Below are 23,492 nucleotides of genomic sequence, written 5' to 3' on the forward strand. Positions count from 1 at the left end.
GGGAACGTCCGGGCGGGCGTTACTCCTGATCTTGCCCTGCGGCTGGAGCGGGCAGGGGGCAGCGCGGCGCGGCATGGCTTGCCATGCCGTCAAATTACGATCTTGCACAGGCGATGAAGCGGCAGCAGCAGCCCCTTCGTCCGCTGGATGACAAAGCGGCACAGCCTCCGAAAATTTGGCTTGATACCGTGCGCTTTTGGTGGCTTGCTCCAAAGACCGAACGGGGGAGATTGCATCATGCCACTGGAGAACTGGCTGGCCTTCGTGGCCGCATCCGCCATCATGCTTGCCATTCCGGGGCCGACAATCCTGCTGGTGATTTCTTATGCTCTGGGGCATGGCCGCAAGGCGAGCACCGCGACGGTGACGGGTGTGGCGCTTGGTGATTTCACTGCGATGACGGCCTCCATGCTGGGGCTCGGCGCGCTGCTTGCCACATCGGCGGCCCTTTTTACCGGCCTGAAATGGATCGGTGCGGCTTACCTCATCTATCTCGGCATCAAGCTGTGGCGTTCGCCGGTCGGCGGAGAAGGTGCCGAAGGGACGGGCGTTACCGGCCGTGAAAGGCCGCTCAAAATCTTCCTGCATGCCTATGTCGTCACGGCGCTGAACCCCAAGAGCATTGTCTTCTTCGTCGCCTTCCTGCCGCAGTTTCTGGTGCCGACTCTGCCTTTCTGGCCGCAGGTGCTGATTTTCGAAGCGACATTCCTTGTGCTTGCCAGCTGCAATGCGGCGCTTTATGGACTTCTGGCAAGTGCCGCCCGCAATACGATCCGCAAACCCAAGGTTCAGCGCATCGTCAACCGCACGGGCGGCGGTCTCCTGATCGGCGCCGGTCTCATTACATTTGGCTGGAAGAGGGCGGTTTCGGCGTAAAACGCCCGTCGATCGCCTGAAATTCGGACATAACAAAATGGCGTTGCCGCATATTCTTCTTGCCCTGATCACCGTGTTTTTGTGGGGCTTCAACTTCGTTGCCATCAAGATCGGCGTCGCCGACATGCCGCCTCTGTTTCTGACGGGGGTGCGCTATCTGTTTGCAGCCGTGCCGTTGGTATTCTTCCTGCCCAAACCCAATGTGCCGTGGCGGCATATGATCGTTTACGGCATGGCGATGGGTTTCGTGCAATTCGGCCTGCTTTACCCGGCCATCAAGCTCGGCCTGCCGGCTGGACTTGCTTCGCTCGTCATGCAGTCGCAGGCCTTCTTCACGCTGGCGCTGGCCGTGGTGTTTCTCGGCGAGCGGCCGTTGCCGTCACAGATCGTCGGCGCAATCGTTGCCTTTGGCGGGCTGGCGGTCATCGGCGTGGAGCGCATGACGGCTGCAGCGTTGATACCGCTGCTGATGGGCGTCGGCTCGGCTATTGCCTGGGCCTGCGGCAACATCGTCAATCGCCGCATCGGCCAGGTGAATGCGGTCTCCTTTGTCGCATGGACGAGCCTTGTTCCCGTTCTGCCGTTGGTCCTGCTTTCGCTGGTGGTGGAGGGACCTGATGCGATTGCGCAAGGGCTGCGCAATGCGACGCCTACGATGGCTCTCGTGGTGATCTACATGGCCTATGGTGCGACCATCGTCGGCGCGGGTATCTGGAGTTACCTGCTTCTGCGTTATCCTGCCGGAACGGTGGCGCCGTTTTCGCTGCTGGTGCCGATTGTCGGTTTCGTCAGCGCCTATCTCGCTTTTGCGGAGCATATTACTGTCTTCGAAGTGGTCGGTGCCGCATTGGTCATCATCGGGCTGATGCTGAATGTGTTCGGCAGGCGGCTATCATTTTCGCGCGTCTCGTCCGGGGCCGCATAGATGTGGCGCAATTGCCTGTGCATTATCGGCACGGGGCAGACGCAATCGGTGATTTTTTGGTAAAGAGCATGTTCGGCCGCCGTTACGGGAATCGGCCGGATGACATGCAGCACGAGGAACGGAACATTGCAGGTCGGCATCGACATGGGAACCCTATCGGGCGGGCAGCAGGCCAAGCTCGATATTGAGGAATTGCTTGCAACGCGTTTGCTGGTGCAGGGCAATTCCGGGTCCGGCAAGTCACACCTTCTGCGCCGGCTCCTGGAGCAATCGGCGCAATGGGTGCAGCAGGTCATTATCGATCCCGAGGGTGATTTCGTCACGCTGTCCGACAAGTTCGGCCATGTGGTGGTGGATGGAGAGCGCACGGAAGCCGAGCTTGCGGGCATTGCCAACCGCATCCGCCAGCACCGCGTTTCCTGCGTGCTGACGCTTGAAGGTCTTGATATCGAGCAGCAGATGCGGGCCGCTGCCGCTTTCCTCAATGGCCTTTTCGATGCGGATCGCGAATTCTGGTATCCCGTGCTTGTCGTTGTGGACGAGGCGCAGATGTTTGCGCCCTCCGTCGGCGGCGAGGTGACCGAGGATGCGCGCAAGGCGTCGCTGGGCGCCATGACCAATCTGATGTGCCGTGGGCGTAAACGCGGGCTTGCGGGCGTCATCGCCACGCAGCGCCTTGCCAAGCTTGCCAAGAACGTAGCGGCGGAAGCCTCGAACTTTCTGATGGGCCGCACCTTTCTCGATATCGATATGGCGCGCGCTGCCGATCTGCTCGGCATGGACCGGCGGCAGGCGGAAATGTTCCGCGATCTGCAGCGCGGCAATTTCGTGGCGCTTGGACCGGCGCTGTCGCGCCGCCCGTTGCCCATCGTCATCGGTGCGGTGGAAACCTCGGCGCGGTCTTCCTCGCCGAAGCTGATGCCGCTGCCGGATGCACCGCAGGATGTGGAGGATCTGATCTTCACGCCGGACCCGGAAGAGTTCACGCGACCCGCCACGCGCCGCACGCTGCCAGCGCCGCGCCCGACAACCGATATTCTCGCTGAACTCTCCCGCTCCACCCCCGCCGCCGCCGGTCCTTCACCGGAGCAGTCGGCGCGTGCAGGTCAGCCGGAGCTGACGCCGGAGGAGCGCGAAGAGAAGATCGCGGCGGTGCTGGTTGAAATTCTCGACGATCCGCAATCGGCCTATCGCACGGACGCCGTGCTGTACCAGGATTTTCTGGTGCGCGCGCGCATGCGCCGTATTCCCGGCACGCCGATGACGCTGGCGGATTTCCGCCGGCAAGTGGCGATTGCCCGCTCCGGCGTGGATGCGGCAATGGCGGCCAGCGAAGGCTGGGAGAAAGCGCTGGAATTGTCGATGTCGGTCTCCGACGATCTGCAGGGGGTTTTCCTGCTGTTGGTCAAGGCGGCGCTCAATGAGGAGCCTTGCCCATCCGACGCCCGTATTGCCCGCGCTTACGGTACCCATTCCGCCCGCCGTGCGCGCCGTCTTCTCGGTTATTTCGAGGAGAAGGAGCTTGTGGTGGTACACGCCGATTTCTCCGGCAAGCGCATCGTGGCGTTCCCCGATCTCGACGCGAAGACCGCACCCGGCGATGCGGATGCGGCTGAGGATGATGCGAGGCTGGCGGCCGAGTAACTTGGGGCAGGGTTTCCTGCCGCCAACATTTTCAGGTGTTACTCGATAGCCTTTGTTTCCTTGCGCGTCGCAATCAGCGAACCGATGATGCCGGTTGCGAGGATGGCGATGGTGACGCCGAGCGAGACGGCGGGCGGGATCTTGGCGATGCCCAGCATATCCGCGACGAAAATCTTCGAGCCGACGAAGACCAGAACTGCGGCTAGCGCGTATTTCAGATAGGCGAAGCGGTGGATCAGGGCGGCAAGTGCGAAATAGAGGGCGCGCAGGCCGAGGATCGCGAAGATGTTAGAGGTATAGACGATAAACGGATCGGTGGTGATCGCGAAGATCGCCGGGATCGAATCGACCGCGAAGATGAGGTCGGCGATTTCGACCATGATGAGCGCCAGAAACAGCGGCGTCACGAAGGTCTTCAGCTTGCCTGTGGCAGCATCGGTCTCCTTGACGAAGAATTTCTCGCCATGCAGCTTCTCCGTTACCGGAAGGCGGCTACGCAGGAATTTCAGGATGCGGTTATTGCCGATGTCGTTCTCGTCATGGTCGGATGAAAACAGCATCTTGAGGCCCGTGAAGACGAGGAAGGCCGCAAAGAGATAAAGCACCCAGTGGAAGTTTTCGACAATGGCGGCGCCGCCGGCAATCATGATGCCGCGCAGAACGATCACGCCGAGGATGCCCCATAGCAGCACGCGGTGCTGATATTGGCGGGGAATGGCGAAATAGGAGAAGATCATCGCGATGATGAAGATATTGTCCATGGCGAGGCTTTTTTCGACCACGAAGCCGGTGACATATTCCATCGCTGACTGTTCACCGGACTGGTACCAGATCCATCCGCCGAAGGCCAAGCCGATGGCGATATAAAAGCCGGACATCAGCAAGCTTTCACGGATGCCGATTTCCTTGGAATTCTTGTGCAGCACGCCGAGATCGAGCGCCAAGAGGCCAAGGACGAGAGAAATGAAGACCGCCCACATCCATGTGGGGGTACCGAGAAAATCGTTGAGGAGGAACTCCATCAGTCAACCTTTAGCCGGACGAGGTTGGCTTTGCGGATGGGGACGCGTATCAGGAATAAACGTGGGCCCCAACCTTCAAGAGACTCGACATCGCGTGTTGTCCGGTAACACGCCAGAGGGGCCCGAGTCCTGATTACGGCTTAGAAGTGGGTGGGCCTTCCAGCTTTTCAAGGGGTGGTTCGAGAAAAAAGCGGCGGGCTTTGTTTGACAAATTTGTAAAACGTGTTTAGAAGCCGCCCCAACGCCGGGCAGTCATGTCCGGTGTGTTTCGTTGACTGCCTTGCAGTTTATAAGCTGACGTTCGGCGGTCAACATCACCGACATGTCCCGTGGTCTCTCCATTCGCATGTGAGAAACCTGTCAGAGGTCCTGAAACGGGCTTCAGAGGAGGGCGTGTTTCCTCAAACCGGTTTGGCAACAAACCGGCATAACCTATTGAGAAGGAAATACGATGAGCAAGCGCGAATCGGCTAAGTATAAAATTGACCGCCGTATGGGCGAAAACATCTGGGGCCGTCCGAAGTCCCCGGTAAACCGCCGCGAATACGGCCCGGGCCAGCACGGTCAGCGCCGCAAGGGCAAGATGAGCGACTTCGGCACGCAGCTGCGCGCCAAGCAGAAGCTCAAGGGCTACTACGGCGAACTGCGCGAAAAGCAGTTCCGCGCCACCTACGACGAAGCAAACCGTCGCAAGGGCGATACCTCCGAGAACCTGATCGGCCTGCTCGAGTCGCGTCTGGACGCCATCGTCTACCGCGCCAAGTTCGTTCCGACCGTTTTCGCATCGCGTCAGTTCATCAACCATGGCCACGTCACGGTTAACGGCGTTCGCGTCAACATCGGTTCTTACCGTTGCAAGCCGGGCGACGTTATCGAAGTTCGCCAGAAGTCCAAGCAGCTGGTGACCGTTCTCGAAGCTGTTCAGCTCGCAGAACGCGACGTTCCTGATTACATCGAAGTCGATCACAACAAGATGGTTGCGACCTATGCTCGCATCCCGGCTCTGTCTGACGTTCCGTACCCGGTCGTCATGGAACCGCATCTGGTCGTCGAATTCTACTCGCGTTAATCGGCGCGTTTCAGTATTGAGAAAGCCGCCCCTCGGGGCGGCTTTTTTGTTTGCTGGGGAAGGCTTTGCATGCAGGACATTCAGGCGATCGTCGATTCCATTTACGACAGCATGGTGCCGCGCCTGGGCGAGGGCAAAGTTGCGGATTACATTCCGGAACTCGCCAAGGTCGATCCGAACCAGTTCGGTATCGCCATCACCACTGTCGACGGAACCACCTATACAGCCGGCAATGCGCTCACGCCGTTTTCGATCCAGAGCATCTCCAAGGTCTTCATGCTGACTCTGGCGCTCGGCAAGGCAGGCGAGACGGTATGGAACCGGGTGGGGCGTGAGCCGTCGGGGTCGTCCTTCAACTCCATCGTCCAGCTGGAGCATGAGCACGGCATTCCGCGCAATCCCTTCGTCAATGCCGGTGCCATCGTGGTGACGGATATCGTTCTTTCCGGCCACCAGCCGCGCGAGGCGATTGGCGAGCTTCTGCGTTTCGTCCGTTATCTCGCTGATGATGACACGATCAGCATTGATGACACCGTGGCGAAATCCGAGCAGGCGACGGGTTTCCGCAATTTCGCGCTTGCCAATTTCATGCGGTCCTTCGGCAATCTGCATCACCCTGTTGAATATACGCTGGGCGTCTATTTTCATCAGTGCGCGCTGTCCATGACCTGCGCGCAGCTGTCACGGGCCGGTCTTTTCCTTGCGAATCGCGGCCGCAATCCGCTGAGTGGTCATACGGTTGTGTCAGACCGACGCGCGCGGCGCATCAATGCGCTGATGCTGACCTGCGGCCATTATGACGGATCGGGCGATTTCGCCTATCATGTCGGCCTGCCGGGCAAGAGCGGCGTGGGCGGCGGCATCATGGCAGTGGCGCCGGGCAAGGCATCGATTGCGGTCTGGTCGCCGGGTCTGAACAAGGTCGGCAATTCGGCGCTTGGGTCGCATGCGCTGGAAATGCTGGCGACGAAAACCGGCTGGTCGGTATTCGGGGCTTGATATTGCGGGCGGATGCGGGCATTTCCTGCATTGAAAATGGCTGAACGCCAGAGCGGGCTAATCATGAACATTGTCACCAGCATCGCAGATGAGGTCGAGGCCGATCAGGACCTGGCCGGAGAAAATGGCGCTTCGCATCCGCTGTTCGACGCGGCGCCCCGTTCCGTCTCCTTCAACAAGCTGCGCAAGCGGCTGTTGCGCAATGTACGTCAGGCCTTCGGGGATTTTGGCATGCTGAACGGCCAGAAGCGCTGGCTGGTAGGCCTTTCCGGCGGCAAGGACAGCTACGGCCTTCTGGCGCTGCTTCTTGACCTGAAGTGGCGCGGCCTTTTGCCCGTGGAACTCATTGCCTGCAATCTGGATCAGGGCCAGCCGAATTTCCCAAAGCACGTCCTGCCGGAATATCTGGCGAAGATCGGCGTCGCACATCGCATCGAATATCGCGACACTTATTCCGTTGTGAAGGAAAAGGTGCTGGCGGGTGGCACCTATTGTTCGCTCTGTTCGCGGCTGCGGCGCGGCAATCTCTACCGTATTGCGCGGGAAGAGGGCTGCGACGCGCTCGTGCTCGGCCATCACCGCGAGGATATTCTCGAGACCTTCTTCATGAACTTCTTCCATGGCGGCCGTCTGGCTGGCATGCCGGCAAAGCTGATGAACGACGAGGGCGACCTGATGGTGCTGCGTCCGCTTGCCTATTGCGCCGAAGAGGATATGGCGAAATTCGCGGCGGCGATGGAATTCCCGATCATTCCCTGTGACCTCTGCGGCTCGCAGGACGGGCTTCAGCGCAATGCCATGAAGGAGATGCTGGCTGACATCGAAAGGCGTATGCCGGGCCGCAAGGACGTGATGCTGCGGGCGCTTGCCCATGTCAATCCATCGCATCTGCTCGACCCGAAGCTTTTTGATTTCTCGGCGCTCTCTGTCACCGGCGCGTCACCTGAAGAGCGTACGGAGGCCAGCCCTCCCTTATGAAGAAGTGCCCTTAGCGATGACCCTTTCCGATAAAGATATCGACTTTCTGATTTCCACCGTTGCCGCTGCCGGCCGCCAGGAAATCATGCCCCGCTTCCGCAATCTCGATGCAGGCGCGATTTCCGAAAAGACCTCTGCGGTCGATCTCGTCACCGAGGCGGATATTCTGACGGAAAAGGCGATAACCGCCGCTCTTCTGCAACGGTTTCCGAAGGCCCATATTGTCGGCGAAGAGGCCTATGACGCGGATCAATCCGTTATTCCTGCCCTTGCCGATGCACCATTTGCCTTCGTGATCGATCCAATCGACGGCACTTTCAACTATGCTTCCGGTTTTCCAGCTTTCGGCACGCTGCTCGCCGTCACCGTCAAGGGTGAGACGGTCGCAGGCATCATCCACGATCCTGTCATGGGTGATACCATCCTTGCTCTCAAAGGCGAGGGCGCTTATCTCCACCGCAAGGACGGCTCACAGGCAAGGCTCAAGGTTGCCGACCCCGTGCCATTGTCCGAAATGGTCGGCATATTTTCCTGGGGTCACAGCCATGAAGATCGCCGCCCGGTGATCGCCGCCAATATGGCCAAGATCAAGATGGCGCTTTCAATCAATTGCTCGGCTCATGAATATTGGCTTGCCTCGACTGGCAAGCTGCACTTCATCGGCCACGAAAAGCTGATGCCCTGGGATCATCTCGCCGGCGTTCTCATTCATCATGAAGCGGGCGGCTACACGGCCCGTTTCGACAATACGCCCTACCGGCCAGGACAGACGACAGGCGGCATCCTGTCGGCACCCGACAAGGAAAGCTGGAAGATGCTGCGCCGGGAAATCGTGGCCTTATAATATTGATGCTTAAATAGAAGGATATCGCCCATGGCTATCGAACTCGACATCGCCTCTCTCGCCAATGCGCTTCAGGAGGCGGCGGCAGTGGAAATCCTGCCGAGGTTCCGTAATCTGGGTGAGGGCGACGTCAGGATAAAGAGCGAGGCGATAGACCTCGTAACCGAGGCTGACGAGGCTGCTGAGCGGCTGATCCGCGCCCGCGTGCAGGAAATCATGCCGCAGGCGCTGTTCATCGGTGAAGAGGCCGTTGCGGCGGATGCCTCGCTGCTTGGCAAGCTTGCGGATGCGGATCTTGCCGTGGTGGTCGATCCGATCGACGGCACCTACAACTTCGCGTCGGGCCTGCCGCTGTTTGGCGTGATGATGAGCGTCATCTCCAAGGGCGAGACCGTTGCCGGTCTCATTTTCGATCCGATGGGCAATGACTGGGCGATTGCCGAAAAGGGTTCCGGCGCATGGCTTTGTGCCGCCGATGGCTCGCAGACGCAGATGTCCGTCGTGCCGGCACCGGCACTGTCGCAGATGGTCGGCATCGCCAACACCGGTTATTTTGACGTGGACACCCGTCGCAAGATTCTCATGAACCTCGCGGATGTGCGGCTCTTCACCAGCTACCGTTGTGCTGCGCATGAATACCGCGTGTTCTGCGGCGGCCACATGCATTTCCTGATGTACAACAAGCTTATGCCCTGGGATCATCTCGCTGGCACCCTGCTTTCGCAGGAAGCGGGCGCCTACGCCGCCCGTTTCGACGGCTCGCCTTACCTGCCGCGCCACCTTGAGGGTGGCCTGCTGCTTGCGCCTGATCAGGAGACATGGGAATTGCTGCGCGAGAAGATTTTCACGGTTTGAGTGAAGTTCGGCTTTGATCAACAAAAAAGGGCGCGGAACCGAGTTCCGCGCCCTTTTTATTTGTCTGTCCGCCCTTAGTGCGTCGGCTTGTTGTGGGCCTGAAACAGCACGCCCTTTTCTCCGATCAGCACGAAGACGAGGCCGATAATGGAGACGGCGAAGAAGCCGGCTACCATTGGCAGCGCCGTGCCATCGAAAGCCTGACCGATAACGGCACCGATCAGCGAACCGCCGACGGTTCCCATGAAGCCAATGACGGACGAGGCCGTGCCGGCGACATGGCCGAGTGGCTCCATGGCGAGCGAGTTAAAGTTCGAGCCGATCCAGCCGAACTGGAACATGGCAAGCGCGAAGAACACGATGAAGATCGCAAAGGGCATCGGTTCCGGCCCGACCATCTGTACCACCAGCCACACGAAGGTGATGGCGATGAAGCCGAGCAGCGACCCGTGCGACAGCTTGCGCATGCCAAACCTGCCGACAAGCCTTGCATTGATGAAGGACGAGAAGGCCATGAACAGGGCGACGCCCGCAAAAGCGGCCGCAAACCATGCGCCCAGCCCGTAGATGCCCTTATAGACCTGTTCGGCGGAATTGATGAAGCCGAACAGCGCACCGAAGATGAATGTGCTGGAGAGCGTGTAACAGAGCGCAATACGGTTGGTGAGCACGATCTTGAAGCCACCGAGGATCGAACGAACCGTGAAAGGCCTGACGTCATCGGCATGCAGGGTTTCCGGCAGGCGGAAATACATCCAGGCGGTCACGACGGCGGCAATTCCGGCCATGAAGGCGAAGATAAGGTGCCAGTCACCGAAAAACAGCACGATCTGGCCAGTGCCGGGTGCGATGACCGGAACGACCATGAATACCATCATGATCAGCGACATGACTTCCGCCATCTGACGGCCGCCATAGATGTCGCGCACGATCGAAATGGTGATGACGCGCGTCGCCGCAGAGCCGATGCCCTGAATGAAGCGCAGAACCAGCAGGCCAGTGAATGACGGTACGAAGACGACGGCAATAGCCGAAACGATGTAGATTGCCAGCCCGACGAGCATCGGCTTGCGGCGCCCGAAACGGTCCGAGATCGGTCCGTACAGAAGCTGGGCAATGCCGAAGCCTAGAAGATAGCTGGAAATGACGTATTGACGGTGGTTTTCATTCACGACGCCAAGTGACGCGCCGATTTCCTGAAGGCCGGGAAGCATGATGTCGATGGCAAGCGCATTCAGCGCCATCAGCATCGCGGCAAGCGCGATGAATTCCGTGCGCCCCATCGAAACGGCGCGCGAAGTGGTGGATTGTGAAAGTTCTGTCACAGGATTGCCCCAAAAAGAACGGCAAAGGCGTTGCATGAAGCAACGCCTGGCATAAGTTTTCTGACAATCAGGGTGGGCCGGATGAACCGGCCGAAATCAGGCCGCGCCGCGGACGCTGATACCCTGTTCTTGGAAGTGATTTTGAAGTTCACCGGACTGGAACATCTCTCTTACGATGTCACAGCCGCCGACGAATTCGCCCTTGACGTAGAGCTGCGGGATGGTCGGCCAGTTGGAATAATCCTTGATGCCCTGACGGATGTCGGCATCGGCGAGCACATTGACGCCCTTGTAGTCGACGCCAAGATAGTCGAGAATTTGTACGACCTGACCGGAAAAACCGCACTGCGGGAATTGCGGGGTGCCCTTCATGAAAAGAACGATGTCGTTGCTCTTCACTTCGCTGTCGATCATATCGTGAATGCCGCTCATAGGCCTATTCCTTTCACATGCGGTTCAAGGCCGCTGCTTTGACTTTGTCCCTAAATAACATGTCGCGGCGCGATTTCCACCCGGGAAGCGTAAAAAATGCGCTGGTGTGGTATCGATAAGTGAAGGTCGCAACCCCGCTACCAGCGCGTCGTTCTCTTCGGGTAAGAAAAGTCGAGAACTATTTTTCCGATCTGCTTCCACCGTCTGAAGACTGATTGTATCAATACACCTGTTTCGCCTTCCGAAATATGGAATTCGCGAGCGCTATCGAACGTTATGGCTTGCATTCCGCCCGGCAGCGAGCAATCGTCCTCACAGTCAATCTCCATTTCGCTATAGAAACTGTTCACTTCAATATCGAGAATTAACTTTGGACTTTTCTGGTCCACCAGGCGGCAGGTGTTGCCGGTTTTGCAGAAGGCTGTGCCGGATATCCGATCAGCACCATCAAGCTCCACGACGAAGCCGATCTTGATCTCTTTGCTGCTCTTAACCTCTGCGGCACCTTGTAGCGGCCCCGAAATCGCCAACACCAAAAAGGTGGGAAGCACTCTGAGGTGATGCATCATCGAAGCCGCTGTCTGCTGCGGGCGGCGGCGGTGCGTCTTTTGCTCACCTGTTTTTTGGCCGGCTTGGGTTTGACGGCTGCTTTGATTGCCGCTTCCAGCACGGAGCCGACGATGCCGCCTGCGAGGGACGAGTTGCTTTTGGTCCGGCGGCGGATGCGGCGGGTTTTGCGAAGGCCTGTCTTGGCGAGGACTTCGGACAGAGCGCCTTTAACGACGCCGTTTAGCAATTGATCGACGATCCCAGACAAAATTCCCTCGCAACAAATAAATCATATTTCCGTCGCGTTTTTTACTATACGTGCATCGCCCACTGTATCAAGCGATCCTTTCGGGTGTCTCCAGCCCGAGGGTTTATGCATGACGACCGTCAAGTCACGACTTGTTCTTTATTTCCCGGGCTTCGATCCGCTCGATGCGGCTGCGCATCATCTGCGCTATCAGCGGGCGGCAGCGCTTGCTGGCAAGACGTGGGATGTCAATTATGCCGTGGGTGCGCTGGAGAACTCGCCGGCTGGCGAAACATTCTCGGTGGAGGCCTCGGCCGGCGACTGGCGGACGCGTTCCACGATCTTCGTCTACGACCACAATGCGGTGATATCGCGCCTGCGGGATGCGCCACTCTGGCGGCAGATCGCACTAGGCTTTGCGGCTGCGGCCGGTATCGTCGCCGAAGGTGGGGCAGGGCGTTACCTCCGTCATGCCTGGCGTTTCGGCCTGTTCTTCATTTTCCCATTTCTGCTGATGCTGGTGGGTGGTGCGCTTGCGGCGGGGATCGCGCTCTCGCCATGGCTGTTCGGTTTGCCGCTCTGGCTGCTTGCGATCAGTCTTCCCGCTGCGGCCTTGTTCTTCGTGAAGGCGTTTCTGCCTTTCGCCGAGCGGTTTCATACGTTGCATCTTTATGCCGACTGGCGCTTTGCGCTGGCCGTCGGGCGCGATGAGCCGATTGCCCGCAACTGGATTGAAGAGAAGGCAGCCCTCGTTCTCAAAGCGCTGGAGCAGCCGTCTGAGGAGGTTCTGGTCGTGTCGCATAGCATGGGCGCCAGCCTGGCGCTCGCCGTGATAGGCCGTGTGCTGGAACTGCGGCCAGATGCGCTGGATGGCCGGAAGCTGTCCTTTGCGACGCTCGGTGGCGCTGCGCTGCAATGCGCGCTGCTGTCGAGTGCGGACCGGCTTCGCCAGAGCGTCGGCGTGATTGCGCGTCACCCTGAAGTGACATGGTTCGATATCCAGTGCCTGACGGATCCGATCCACCTCTACCGCTGCAACACCGTGGCGCTGACCGGGCACAAGGATGCGCCGCAGCCGAAGATCGTGCCGATCCGTTTCAAGCACTCGCTTTCACCCGAACGCTACAAAAAGAACAAGCGCAACTTCCTGCGCATGCACAGACAATATGTTCTGGGGCCGGACCGCAAGTCCGGTTACGATTTTACCCTGCTGACGGCTGGGCCGTTGCCGGCTGCCTCCTTTGCCGATCTGGAATCGCAGCAGCCACCTGTTTTGTAAGCGGCACGCGCCATTTGCCGGAAAAGAAAAGGCCCGCGTGACAGTCTCACGCGGGCCTTTTTCAATCCATGGCTTCAAGCGTTACCGCGGCAAGGACAGTGAAACCGTCCTGCCGGAGACGCTTTTCCGGGCGCAGTCATTCGGGAGCCGAGGTCTGCAGGGCAAGGGCGTGCAGAACACCGCCCATATTGCCCTTCAGCGCGTCATAGACCATCTGGTGCTGCTGCACGCGGGTCTTGCCCTTGAAAGCATCCGCGACGACTTCTGCCGCGTAATGATCGCCATCACCGGCCAGATCGCGGATCGTGACCTTTGCCCCGGGAATTCCCGCCTTAATCATGTCTTCAATGTCGCCGGGTTTCATGGGCATGGTGTATCTCCTTAATTCATTCTGCGGCGATTAGAGTTTCGCCATCCATGAATTGAGGGAACCACGATTCATAGGCCAAGTGCAATTCTTTAATCTCGATAGCGCGTGCCGTGCCCAGCTTTACGCTTGAGCCGCCGGTGACGCCGATCGCGGGGCAGGAAACGCCCGCTGCCTTCGCTGCCGCGCGCACTTCATCCAGATCGCTCTTCTTGACGGTCAGCACATAACGACCCTGATCTTCGCCATAGAAGGTGAGGACGGGGTTATGGCCCTCGACCGCGTCGATCGTCGCGCCGATGCCGGAGGAAATTGCCATTTCGGCAACCGCGAGAGCCAGGCCGCCCGAGGAGCAATCGTGAACCGCTGTGGCAAGACCGTCTGCGATAAGGGCGCGGACGAAATCGCCATTTCTCTTTTCAGCTTCCAGATCGACATGCGGTGCCGGGCCATCGATGCGGCCATGCACGTCGCGCATGTAAACGGACTGGGCAATATGGGTGCCAAGACCGGCAGGCGCGCCCGCCAGCAGCACGACTTCGTCCGCGGCGGCAAAGCGGATGCGCGCCATACGGCCCCAGTCCTTCAGCAGGCCAACGCCGCCAATGGTGGGGGTGGGCAGGATCGCCTGACCGTTGGTCTCGTTGTAGAGCGAGACGTTGCCGGAAACGATCGGGAATTCCAGTACGCGGCAGGCTTCGCCGATGCCCTTGATGGCATGGACGAGCTGGCTCATGATCTCGGGCTTTTCCGGATTGCCGAAATTGAGGTTGTCGGTGGCCGCGAGCGGCAAAGCGCCGGTTGCGGTGATGTTGCGCCAGCATTCGGCCACGGCCTGCTTGCCGCCTTCAAAGGCGTCTGCCTCGACATAACGCGGTGTCACGTCGGAGGAGAAGGCCAGCGCCTTCTTGTCATGGCCTTCAACGCGGACAACGCCGGCATCGCCACCCGGCAGCTGCAGGGAATTGCCCTGGATCAGCGTGTCATACTGCTCGTAGACCCAGCGGCGCGAGGAGTTGTTGGCCGAACCGACCAGTGACACCAATGCGTCGGCAATGTCTGCATCAGGAACGTCGTTCTCCGCAAGCGGAGCCTGAACCTTGGCGGGCGTCCACGGGCGGTCGTATTCCGGAGCCTGATCACCGAGATCCTTGATCGGAAGGTTGGCGACTTCCTCGCCATTGTGCAGCACGCGGAAACGCAGGTCGTCGGTGGTCTTGCCGACGATGGCGAAGTCCAGGCCCCATTTGACGAAGATCGCCTTGGCGACTTCTTCCTTGGAGGGCTCGAGAACCATGAGCATGCGCTCCTGGCTTTCCGACAGCATCATTTCGTAGGCCGTCATGCGCTCTTCGCGCACCGGTACGGCGTTGAGATCAAGTTCGATACCGAGATCGCCCTTGGCGCCCATTTCGACGGCCGAGCAGGTAAGGCCTGCGGCACCCATGTCCTGAATGGCGATGACCGCACCTGTTTTCATCAGCTCGAGGCAGGCTTCCAGCAGGCACTTTTCGGTGAAGGGGTCGCCGACCTGAACGGTTGGGCGCTTTTCTTCGATCGACTCATCAAATTCGGCAGAGGCCATGGTCGCGCCGCCGACGCCGTCGCGGCCGGTCTTCGCACCGAGATACACCACCGGCAGGCCGACGCCCTTGGCTTCCGAAAGGAAGATCGCATCGGACTTGGCAAGTCCGGCGGCAAAGGCGTTGACGAGGATGTTGCCGTTATAGCGGGGATCGAATTCCACTTCGCCGCCGACGGTCGGCACGCCGAAGGAGTTGCCGTAACCGCCGACACCGGCGACGACGCCAGCCACGAGGTGGCGGGTCTTCGGATGGTCGGGTGCGCCGAAACGTAGCGCATTCATGGCTGCGATCGGGCGTGCGCCCATGGTGAAGACATCGCGCAGGATGCCGCCGACGCCGGTTGCCGCACCCTGATAGGGCTCGATGTAGGACGGATGGTTGTGGCTTTCCATCTTGAAGACGACGCAGTCGCCATCATCGATATCCACTACGCCGGCATTTTCGCCGGGGCCTTGAATGACACGCGGGCCCGTGGTGGGCAGGGTCTTCAGCCATTTCTTAGAGGACTTGTAGGAGCAGTGCTCGTTCCACATGGCCGAGAAAATGCCAAGCTCGGTAAAGCTCGGCTCCCGTCCGATCAGGTCGAGGATACGCTGGTATTCGTCGGGCTTCAGCCCGTGGGATGCAACGAGTTCCGGGGTGATCTTGATGGAGTTTGGAATCGACATAGGTCTCACGCGGTTCGAGCCGAGGAAAGTTTCCGGTTCTTTAGCGCAAGAGGCCTCTCCGTGCGACAGGAAAATGCGCAGTTTTGCCAGCAAAACGCTGCTTTGTTGGGTTATTCAGAACTTGTAGCCGACCATAAGTCCGACACGCGTCAGCCCGTCATTGGGGCCATCGCACAGATTGGCATGGGAGGCATGTTCGATCTGGGTCGAAATATTCCAGTTGCTGTTGAAGCGATATCCGATGGCGGCATATTCATGAAAAAGCACGCGGCAACCGAATTCCGCGCCAGTTTCGCCCGGACCGTTTCGCAGCTTGCCGTCATGCCACAGGCCGCCAAAGCCGAGGTCGACGAAAATCTTCGGATTGAGATCGAAGGTCCAGTTGATACCGCCGTAAATGGTATTTGCTTCGCCCTCGGTGCCGATTTCCGCACCCAGATGCAGACGCGGTCGGGCAAGCTTTTCGCCAAAGGTGACGGCCGAGGCGCTCGCGAAAGGATCGAAATAGGCAGTAAAGGCCGGGAATACCCCATCTTCGCCGCCACCATTGCGATCGGCGAGCGAGGTTGTGACCCCGAAACGCAATTCATCGAACACCGTGCCGTCTGCGGCGGCGGCCGGCGTCATGTCACTCAACACACATGCTGCGAAAACCATCGCGAGAGCAACAAATGCCCTGCCGGATATGGAACCGAATGCTGCCATCGAATCATTCCCCGCTCCGAAGTAGGGAAAGGATGGCAGATTCGTCGGCGTGGTAAATAATGAGTTACTGAATTAGGGGGCGTGTTGCAGGAAAGACTCGTTCCCGCTCACGCCTCGCTTTCGTAGCCGGCTGAACCATTGTCGAGCAAATGCCGCAGGATACCCAGGGCATGCTTCAGTTCTTCCTGGTTTGACGGCCCGGAAAGACTGATGCGGACACGGTGGTAAACCTTCTCCGTGCGCCCGGCCTTGAACTCGTCCTCGTCGTCTATCAGCACACCTTCCTTCATGGCAGCGCTGCGGAAGGTTCCAGACAGCCACGGTTCAGGCAGCCTCAGCCACAGAAAGGCGATGTCCGGCAGGGAGTTGAATTCCAGCCCTGCAAAGATGCGTCTGGCGAGGGCCTCGCGCTGGTTGATCTCGGCGATACAGTCCTTGCGGATGTCGTCTGCGTCGCCGCTGTTGACGAGGCGTGCATTCAGTTCGGCCAGCATAAACGGCAGTCCGCCGGTTATCATCGAATGCGAAATGCGAATTCTCGAGGCGAATTGCGCCGGGCAGGCGACCCAGCCACCCCTGACGCCGGCGGAAACGGATTTCGACAGGCCGCCGACAACGAAGGTAAGATCGGGCGCGAATTCCGCAATGAGTGGGATCGCATCCCGCGTCATGGCGCCATAGAGATTGTCCTCCACGATCCATACGCCGTATCTGCGGGCGATATCGGCGATCGCCCGCCGCCGCTCCTCGGGCAGGGTGGCGCAGGTCGGGTTCTGGCCCGCCGACATCAGGAAGATCATTTTTGGATGCTGTTGGGCGCAAACGCGCTCGAAATCATCGGGGATAATGCCTTTCTCATCCACTTCCACCAGTGTCACCCGCCGTCCGGCAAGGGCGGCGCTGCGGCTGATATGGGAATAGGTGAGGGGTTCGAAAACGATACGGTCGCCCGGCGCGGTCATTGCCGTTACCACACTCATCACCGCAGCATGGGCGCCAAGCGTCGAAACGATGTTTTCCGGTTTCGGCGACCAGCCATTCTGGGAAAGCCAGCGAACGCCCGCCATGCACCAGTTGTCGGGAAAGGAGCGGGTGTAGTTGGAAATTTCGAACGGATGCTCTTTCGTCACGGCCTCGACGTGTTTGCTGACCAGCGCGCTCTGCCCGACATCGGGAGCGGCCGTGGTGTTCAGGCGGAATTCGGCGCTGGTGTCCACCGCGTAGCGCGTGCCGCCGAATGCCGATGCCGTCGGTTCCACGCGTGATAATGGGGCGGCAGCCTTACGCTCGTTGACATAGGTGCCACGGCCGACTTCGCCGCTGACGAGGCCGCGTTCGTGGATGAGGGCATATGCCCGGCTGATTGTACCGATTGTAACGCCCAGATCGAAAGCGAGATTGCGTTGCGGCGGCAATTTCGACCCGGCCTGCAAGATGCCATCCGAAATTGCGCCTTCGATCTTGTCCGCGAGGCGAAGGTAGATGGGGCCGTTGCCCTCGGTGATATCGGGAAGCCAATTTGTCATGGTGACAATTTATGCATTGTATCTGTCCGCAAGTCAATTGTATTTATCGGATGCAGTCAATGAGATCAAACGCACGGAGACAATAGGTGCAATATGCGCAAGATGGATCAATACCTTTCGACAGCGGATACGCTTTATCCTGACGGCTACGAACGGGAACGCGTGTTCCGCGATACCGGCGACATGGTCGCACCGTCGCCCTTTCCGGCCCGGATCGCTCACACGCTTATTGGCCGCCTGATTGCGGGATTGTCCAACTGGCATGGCAAACGTCAGGGACGGCTTGCCTTGCGGGAATTGTCCGACGATCTTCTGGACGATATCGGCGTTACGCGGGACGAGGCCTTGAAGGAGGCCGCGAGATCGCAGCTGTTTTCATGGCCGTCGCGGCCGCTTTGATTTTCTGCCGGAGAGCGGCGCCATCTTTCCCCGGTGCCTGAACAGCCATTCGGCAGGCCCGCCACGCCAGTCCCAACCGGCGTCGGCGGGTCTTTTTTGTATTTGGCCGGCTTTTAGCGCAGTTTTGCCCGATCAGCAGCCCTTGCCGCCATTCGCCCAGCGTTTGACGTCGGTTGCGATGCGGCCGGAGATGGCTTCGTTCATAACGGGGCCGAAGGCGTCGAGCTTTGCCGGGTTGCCTTCTGCCTGAATAACCAGCATCGGGCGCGATTCCGGGCTGTTGCGCGGTACGAGCAGAATGCGCGGACGGCCCGAGAAGGAGTTGAGTTCGGGCGCCAGGCGATAGGCCTTGAACGCCGGATCGCCCGATTTGAACCAGCAAGCATTGGCGCCAAGCGCGATTCGCTCCATCGTCGGTAATGCCGCACGGGATGCGGAGGACGATGCCGGTTGCGGCTTGGGCTGGCACGCAGCAAGCGCTGCTGCGGCGAGAAGCAATCCAGCGGCCTTCGGGGCGTGGGAACGGAGCAGGCGTTTCATCGCGTCATCCAAGGTAAGGGCCAAAAACTGGAGCCATAAAAAGCATCATCGGGAAGAGGGCAGGCGCATGGCCCGCCCGCTTGTCAGGCTGCGATAACGCCAAGCGCCGAGGCGAAGAGGCCACGGCCGTCATTGCCGCCATGGGCAGCTTCGATCAGGTTTTCCGGGTGCGGCATCATGCCGAGAACGTTACCCTTGGCGTTGATGACGCCGGCAATGTCGTTCAGCGAACCGTTCGGATTGGTGCCATCTGCATAACGGAAAACGACCTGACCGTTGTCTTCGACGGACTTAAGCTCATCCGTATCGAGGAAATAGTTGCCATCGTGGTGGGCGACGGGGCAGCGCAGAACCTGGCCCTTGTCATAGGCGCGGGTGAATTCGGTGTCGTTGTTGACGACTTCGAGTTTCACTTCGCGGCAGACGAATTTCAGTGAGGCGTTGCGCATCAGCGCGCCCGGCAGCATGCCCGCTTCGACCAAAATCTGGAAGCCGTTGCAGACGCCGAGAACCTTGACGCCCTGTTCAGCCTTTTCGCGAATGGCCTGCATGACCGGCATGCGCGCAGCAATTGCGCCGCAACGCAGATAGTCGCCATAGGAAAAGCCGCCCGGAATGACGATCAGGTCGACATCCGGGATAGTCGTCTCCGTCTGCCAGATGGTGACGGGCGCCTTGCCGGAGATTTTCGTGAGTGCCGCGATCATGTCGCGATCGCGGTTGAGGCCGGGAAGTTGGACGACAGCGGATTTCATGGTCGGCGGCTCCTGCGGCTTAGAGAATGGCGATAGAATAGTTTTCGATAACCGTATTGGCCAGGAGCTTTTCGCACATCGCCTTCAGGTCGGTCTCGGCCTTGGCCTTGTCTGCACCTTCCAGTTCCAGGTCGAAGACCTTGCCCTGACGGACATGGCCGACGCCACCGAAACCGAGGCTGCCGAGCGCGCCTTCGATTGCCTTGCCCTGCGGATCGAGAACGCCGTTCTTCAGCGTAACAGTCACCCGTGCCTTGATCACCTGATCTTCTCCTGATTTTACCTTGCTAGGCCGATATTATTTCACGAGGCCGAAATTACTTTACCAGGACAGGGCCGGTGCCGCGGATCGGTTCGTTTTCATTGATGATGCCGAGACGGCGTGCCACTTCGGAATAGGCTTCCACGAGGCCGCCCATGTCGCGGCGGAACAGGTCCTTGTCCATTTTTTTCTGGGTCTCGATGTCCCACAGGCGGCAGCTATCGGGCGAAATCTCGTCGGCGAGGATGATGCGCATCATGTCGCCTTCAAACAGGCGACCGCATTCGATCTTGAAGTCGACCAGCTGGATGCCGACGCCCAAGAACAGGCCGGACAGGAAGTCGTTGACACGGATCGCCAGTGCCATGATGTCGTCAAGCTCGGCAGGGTTGGCCCAGCCGAAGGCCGTGATGTGCTCTTCGGAGACCATCGGGTCTTCCAGCTCGTCGGACTTGTAGTAGAACTCGATGATGGAGCGCGGCAGAACCACGCCTTCATCGATGCCGAGTCGCTTCGACAGCGAGCCGGCGGCGACATTGCGCACGACGATCTCGAGCGGGATCATCTCGACTTCCTTGATCAACTGCTCGCGCATGTTGAGGCGGCGGATGAAGTGTGTGGGAATGCCGATCTTGTTCAGATGGGTGAAGACATATTCACAAATCCGGTTGTTCAACACACCTTTGCCGTCGATGACTTCGTGTTTTTTCTTGTTGAAGGCAGTCGCATCGTCCTTGAAGAACTGGATAAGCGTGCCTGGCTCCGGACCTTCGTAGAGGATCTTGGCCTTGCCTTCGTAAATACGGCGGCGACGGTTCATAATGGCAGGTCTCTTGGTTCACGCCGATTCTGGTGGCGTTGCGTTTCTGTCTTTGAGCGGTCCCATAAAGGAAAAGAGTGCATTCTACAATGCGGCTCGCATATCTTCCCTTCAATTCTTGTGTCGGGCGGAAGAATGTTGCCCGGCCGAAAATCGACCGGCTTCAGCGGCTGGCCGCGATGGTCAGGGCTCGTTCACCTTGAGGCGGCTCAGGAACTGGGCAAATACCATGCCACCCTCGGGCCAGGGGCCATGGCCAGACTCGGCGTTGATATGGCCGGACATGCCTGCATCCACCAACATCGCACCCCAGGCGGCGGCAATATCGTCGGCATGCTCGTAGGATCCGAAGGGATCGTTGCGGCTGGCAATTGTGATTGCCGGAAACGGCAAGGGATCGCGCGGATAGGGACCGAAGGTCATCAGATGTTTCGGCCTGATATCGGGATTGGCGACATCCGGCGGCGCCACCAGAAGCGCGCCTGCAACCTTCTTGCCGATTTCCGGAAGGGCGTGGATGACGGTCGGCACACCCAGCGAATGAGCGACGATGACAACGGGCTTGGTCGAGGCGTTAACCTCTTCCACCAGCCGCGCGATCCAGTCTTCCTTCACCGGTTTTGACCATTCAGCCTGCTCGACGCGGCGCGCTGTCGAAAGCTTGCGCTCCCAGCGTGTCTGCCAGTGGTCAGGACCGGAATTGGTGTAACCCGGTACGATGAGAATATCTGCTTCTGAAACTTTCATGGGCCCATATCTGTGGTTTCATGCCGTCACGATCAAGGTCGCGACGGCATTAACTTCGGGAGCCTCGCCTCAGGCGTTGCCGAAGACGCGGGCGAAGATCGTGTCGACATGCTTGGTGTGGTAACCGAGGTCGAATTTTTCGCGGATGACGTTTTCGGGAAGGGCGGCGCGCACTTCCTCGTCGCCCAGCAGTTCCTCAAGGAAATCCGCACCCTGTTCCCAGACCCTCATGGCACTGCGCTGCACCAGACGGTAGGCGTCCTCGCGGGAAACGCCGGCCTGCGTCAGCGCCAGAAGAACGCGCTGCGAGTGCACGAGGCCGCGGAACTTGTTCATGTTCTTCAGCATGTTGTCGGGATAGATCACCAGCTTTTCGATGACGCCGGCAAGGCGGTTCAGCGCAAAATCGAGGGTGACTGTGGTGTCGGGGCCGATGGCGCGCTCCACAGAGGAGTGGCTGATGTCACGCTCATGCCAGAGCGCCACGTTTTCAAGCGCGGGAACGACCGACATGCGCACCAGGCGGGCAAGGCCCGTGAGGTTTTCGGTGAGAACCGGGTTACGCTTGTGCGGCATCGCCGACGAACCCTTCTGGCCGGGAGAGAAGAACTCTTCCGCTTCCAGAACCTCGGTGCGCTGCATGTGGCGGATTTCGATGGCGACGTTTTCGATCGACGAGGCGATGACGCCGAGGATGGCGAAGAACATGGCGTGGCGGTCACGCGGGATGACCTGCGTGGAGACCGGCTCGGGCACGAGGCCGAGCTTTGCGCAGACATGTTCCTCGACGCGCGGATCGATATTGGCGAAGGTGCCGACAGCACCGGAGATCGCGCCTGTGGCGATTTCCGCGCGCGCATTGACGAGACGCTCGCGGTTGCGATGCATCTCGGCGTAGAAGCGGGCGAAGGTCAGGCCCATCGTGGTCGGCTCGGCGTGGATGCCGTGGCTGCGGCCGATGCGTACCGTGTTCTTGTGTTCGAAAGCGCGGGTCTTGAGCGCCGCCAGCACGCGGTCCATATCGGCAAGCAGCAGATCGGCGGCGCGGACGAGCTGAATGTTGAGGGTTGTATCAAGCACGTCGGACGAGGTCATGCCCTGGTGGATGAAGCGGCTGTCGGGACCGACGAATTCCGCAAGGTGGGTGAGGAAGGCGATGACGTCGTGTTTGGTGACGGCCTCGATCTCGTCGATACGGGCGACGTCGAAAGTCGCGCTGCCGCCTTTTTCCCAGATGGTCTGTGCGGCCGATTTCGGAATGACGCCGAGCTCGGCCAGCGCGTCACAGGCATGCGCCTCGATCTCGAACCAGATGCGGAATTTTGTTTCCGGCGACCAGATGGCGACCATTTCCGGCCGGGAGTAACGAGGGATCATGGCAATGACTTTCTTTGTGGAGGAATTTTGCTGCCCGTTTAGCAAAGTGTTCCGCGAATCTCAATCTATCAAGCCTGCGCATCGGCTCGATGCGTACATTCAAAATGCTAGAGCGTCCGGTGTACGTCCGAACGGACGCGTGGCGCTCTGTGCGCACGGCGGCAAAGGATGGCGCCTGCCAGCGCAAGCGGAATGGCGGCAAACGGAAAATAGAGGCCGAGGCCGAGAATGCAGAACTGGTAGATCGCGCCAAGCGAGGTGAAAAATTGCTGGAAAAACCAGATGCGGGAAAATGCCGGCGCATGCCATTGCGCATAAAAGATGCGGTACTGGAGCGCGAAAAATGCCGCCGCGACCGCGATCGTGAAAAAAGCGATGGCAAGGCAGCTTGCCGCAAAACGCAGCGGCAGGCTGGTGGATGCGGGCAGGAAGCGCAAGGCAACCATGGCCAGCGGCCAGCCCAGGAGACCGCCGAAGAAGAACAGCACGGCGATATCGGCGGCATGGTCGGTTTCCAGCCGGTTGCGGAGATAGAGGCCGAGGGTAGCGGTGGCTGCCGAGATGGCGGCCCAGACAAGCGGAGCGAGGAGCGAAAACAGCGCTGCCGGGATGACGTCGTGGAAATTCCGCCTGTCGCTGTTCATCAAAGCCCCCACCCAAACGTCCTGCCGTCCCGTCTCCGGTGTATCCGGCTGC

General features: G+C 59.5%; 26 protein-coding genes. 10 read left to right on the forward strand and 16 right to left on the reverse strand.

Annotated features, from left to right (window positions below; all coding sequences use genetic code 11):
* The first annotated feature begins 237 nt into the window (after positions 1-237).
* From F617_RS0124580 to F617_RS0124590, 3 genes are all read left to right on the forward strand, one after another.
* Positions 238-876, forward strand: a complete 639-nt coding sequence (locus F617_RS0124580) for a LysE family translocator (protein ID WP_019567084.1) — start codon at positions 238-240, stop codon at positions 874-876.
* Positions 877-913: 37 nt separating this feature from the next.
* On the forward strand, positions 914-1,801 hold the full coding sequence (locus F617_RS0124585; RefSeq protein WP_019567085.1) for an O-acetylserine/cysteine exporter: 888 nt from the start codon (positions 914-916) through the stop codon (positions 1,799-1,801).
* Between the two features lie 126 nt (positions 1,802-1,927).
* Positions 1,928-3,445 carry an ATP-binding protein gene (locus tag F617_RS0124590; protein ID WP_019567086.1) on the forward strand — a complete coding sequence of 506 codons (1,518 nt, stop codon included), beginning with the start codon at positions 1,928-1,930 and terminating at the stop codon, positions 3,443-3,445.
* Positions 3,446-3,483: 38 nt separating this feature from the next.
* Here the strand turns inward: F617_RS0124590 and F617_RS0124595 are convergent, their stop codons facing one another.
* Positions 3,484-4,467: a TerC family protein gene (locus F617_RS0124595; protein ID WP_019567087.1), complete on the reverse strand. Its 984-nt coding sequence runs from the start codon at positions 4,465-4,467 to the stop codon at positions 3,484-3,486.
* 451 nt (positions 4,468-4,918) lie between these two features.
* Here F617_RS0124595 and rpsD point away from each other — a divergent pair, with 451 nt between their 5' ends.
* From rpsD to F617_RS0124620, 5 genes are all read left to right on the forward strand, one after another.
* On the forward strand, positions 4,919-5,536 hold the full coding sequence (gene rpsD / locus F617_RS0124600; protein ID WP_003516040.1) for a 30S ribosomal protein S4: 618 nt from the start codon (positions 4,919-4,921) through the stop codon (positions 5,534-5,536).
* Between the two features lie 69 nt (positions 5,537-5,605).
* On the forward strand, positions 5,606-6,535 hold the full coding sequence (locus F617_RS0124605; RefSeq protein WP_003495341.1) for a glutaminase: 930 nt from the start codon (positions 5,606-5,608) through the stop codon (positions 6,533-6,535).
* A gap of 63 nt (positions 6,536-6,598) precedes the next feature.
* The gene (gene ttcA / locus F617_RS0124610) at positions 6,599-7,513 is read left to right on the forward strand and encodes a tRNA 2-thiocytidine(32) synthetase TtcA (RefSeq protein ID WP_019567088.1); all 915 of its coding nucleotides are present in this window, start codon (positions 6,599-6,601) and stop codon (positions 7,511-7,513) included.
* Positions 7,514-7,529: 16 nt separating this feature from the next.
* Positions 7,530-8,357 (forward strand): inositol monophosphatase family protein, encoded by an 828-nt coding sequence (locus tag F617_RS0124615; RefSeq protein WP_013636393.1) that lies wholly within the window; start codon positions 7,530-7,532, stop codon positions 8,355-8,357.
* Positions 8,358-8,387: 30 nt separating this feature from the next.
* Positions 8,388-9,212, forward strand: coding sequence for an inositol monophosphatase family protein (locus F617_RS0124620; RefSeq protein ID WP_019567089.1), 825 nt, complete (start codon positions 8,388-8,390; stop codon positions 9,210-9,212).
* 74 nt (positions 9,213-9,286) lie between these two features.
* Here the strand turns inward: F617_RS0124620 and F617_RS0124625 are convergent, their stop codons facing one another.
* The 4 genes from F617_RS0124625 to F617_RS0124640 all read right to left on the reverse strand — a co-directional run bounded on the left by F617_RS0124625 (position 9,287) and on the right by F617_RS0124640 (position 11,786).
* Entirely contained in the window at positions 9,287-10,495 is a 1,209-nt protein-coding gene (locus tag F617_RS0124625) for a multidrug effflux MFS transporter (RefSeq protein WP_026331057.1), read from the reverse strand.
* A 138-nt stretch (positions 10,496-10,633) separates the two neighbouring features.
* The gene (gene grxD, locus F617_RS0124630) at positions 10,634-10,969 is read right to left on the reverse strand and encodes a Grx4 family monothiol glutaredoxin (RefSeq protein WP_003516034.1); all 336 of its coding nucleotides are present in this window, start codon (positions 10,967-10,969) and stop codon (positions 10,634-10,636) included.
* A 137-nt stretch (positions 10,970-11,106) separates the two neighbouring features.
* Positions 11,107-11,538, reverse strand: coding sequence for a hypothetical protein (locus F617_RS0124635; protein WP_019567090.1), 432 nt, complete (start codon positions 11,536-11,538; stop codon positions 11,107-11,109).
* Complete coding sequence (locus F617_RS0124640; RefSeq protein ID WP_019567091.1) at positions 11,535-11,786, reverse strand: hypothetical protein; 252 nt, start codon at positions 11,784-11,786, stop codon at positions 11,535-11,537. Before F617_RS0124640 ends, F617_RS0124635 begins: the two co-directional genes overlap by 4 nt.
* Positions 11,787-11,895: 109 nt before the next feature.
* Between F617_RS0124640 and F617_RS0124645 the strand changes: the two genes are divergently transcribed.
* Positions 11,896-13,044: a hypothetical protein gene (locus F617_RS0124645; protein WP_019567092.1), complete on the forward strand. Its 1,149-nt coding sequence runs from the start codon at positions 11,896-11,898 to the stop codon at positions 13,042-13,044.
* 136 nt (positions 13,045-13,180) lie between these two features.
* Here F617_RS0124645 and F617_RS0124650 read toward each other — a convergent pair whose 3' ends face one another.
* From F617_RS0124650 to F617_RS0124665, 4 genes are all read right to left on the reverse strand, one after another.
* A complete protein-coding gene (locus F617_RS0124650; protein ID WP_003516012.1) occupies positions 13,181-13,414 on the reverse strand; it encodes a BolA family protein in 234 nt (77 codons plus the stop codon).
* Between the two features lie 16 nt (positions 13,415-13,430).
* Positions 13,431-15,665: a phosphoribosylformylglycinamidine synthase subunit PurL gene (purL, locus tag F617_RS0124655; protein ID WP_003516011.1), complete on the reverse strand. Its 2,235-nt coding sequence runs from the start codon at positions 15,663-15,665 to the stop codon at positions 13,431-13,433.
* Between the two features lie 114 nt (positions 15,666-15,779).
* On the reverse strand, positions 15,780-16,370 hold the full coding sequence (locus tag F617_RS0124660; protein ID WP_019567093.1) for an acyloxyacyl hydrolase: 591 nt from the start codon (positions 16,368-16,370) through the stop codon (positions 15,780-15,782).
* 107 nt (positions 16,371-16,477) lie between these two features.
* The gene (locus tag F617_RS0124665; RefSeq protein ID WP_019567094.1) at positions 16,478-17,896 is read right to left on the reverse strand and encodes a PLP-dependent aminotransferase family protein; all 1,419 of its coding nucleotides are present in this window, start codon (positions 17,894-17,896) and stop codon (positions 16,478-16,480) included.
* Positions 17,897-17,989: 93 nt separating this feature from the next.
* On the opposite strand from F617_RS0124665, the gene F617_RS0124670 reads away from it, so the two are divergent.
* Positions 17,990-18,295 carry a DUF1127 domain-containing protein gene (locus F617_RS0124670; RefSeq protein WP_003516008.1) on the forward strand — a complete coding sequence of 102 codons (306 nt, stop codon included), beginning with the start codon at positions 17,990-17,992 and terminating at the stop codon, positions 18,293-18,295.
* 132 nt (positions 18,296-18,427) lie between these two features.
* On the opposite strand, the gene F617_RS0124675 is transcribed toward F617_RS0124670, so the two are convergent.
* From F617_RS0124675 to F617_RS0124705, 7 genes are all read right to left on the reverse strand, one after another.
* The gene (locus tag F617_RS0124675; RefSeq protein WP_019567095.1) at positions 18,428-18,835 is read right to left on the reverse strand and encodes a hypothetical protein; all 408 of its coding nucleotides are present in this window, start codon (positions 18,833-18,835) and stop codon (positions 18,428-18,430) included.
* 83 nt (positions 18,836-18,918) lie between these two features.
* Entirely contained in the window at positions 18,919-19,590 is a 672-nt protein-coding gene (gene purQ, locus F617_RS0124680; protein ID WP_003516005.1) for a phosphoribosylformylglycinamidine synthase subunit PurQ, read from the reverse strand.
* Between the two features lie 19 nt (positions 19,591-19,609).
* Complete coding sequence (gene purS / locus F617_RS0124685) at positions 19,610-19,852, reverse strand: phosphoribosylformylglycinamidine synthase subunit PurS (protein ID WP_003495372.1); 243 nt, start codon at positions 19,850-19,852, stop codon at positions 19,610-19,612.
* A gap of 55 nt (positions 19,853-19,907) precedes the next feature.
* Positions 19,908-20,672 (reverse strand): phosphoribosylaminoimidazolesuccinocarboxamide synthase, encoded by a 765-nt coding sequence (gene purC / locus F617_RS0124690; RefSeq protein WP_003516002.1) that lies wholly within the window; start codon positions 20,670-20,672, stop codon positions 19,908-19,910.
* A gap of 183 nt (positions 20,673-20,855) precedes the next feature.
* Positions 20,856-21,419, reverse strand: coding sequence for an alpha/beta hydrolase (locus F617_RS0124695; protein WP_003516000.1), 564 nt, complete (start codon positions 21,417-21,419; stop codon positions 20,856-20,858).
* A gap of 69 nt (positions 21,420-21,488) precedes the next feature.
* Positions 21,489-22,796 (reverse strand): adenylosuccinate lyase, encoded by a 1,308-nt coding sequence (gene purB / locus F617_RS0124700; RefSeq protein ID WP_019567096.1) that lies wholly within the window; start codon positions 22,794-22,796, stop codon positions 21,489-21,491.
* Positions 22,797-22,903: 107 nt separating this feature from the next.
* On the reverse strand, positions 22,904-23,440 hold the full coding sequence (locus tag F617_RS0124705) for a hypothetical protein (RefSeq protein ID WP_013636387.1): 537 nt from the start codon (positions 23,438-23,440) through the stop codon (positions 22,904-22,906).
* Between the last annotated feature and the right edge of the window lie 52 nt (positions 23,441-23,492).

It is taken from the genome of Agrobacterium sp. 10MFCol1.1, assembly GCF_000381165.1.
Lineage (GTDB): Bacteria > Pseudomonadota > Alphaproteobacteria > Rhizobiales > Rhizobiaceae > Agrobacterium > Agrobacterium tumefaciens.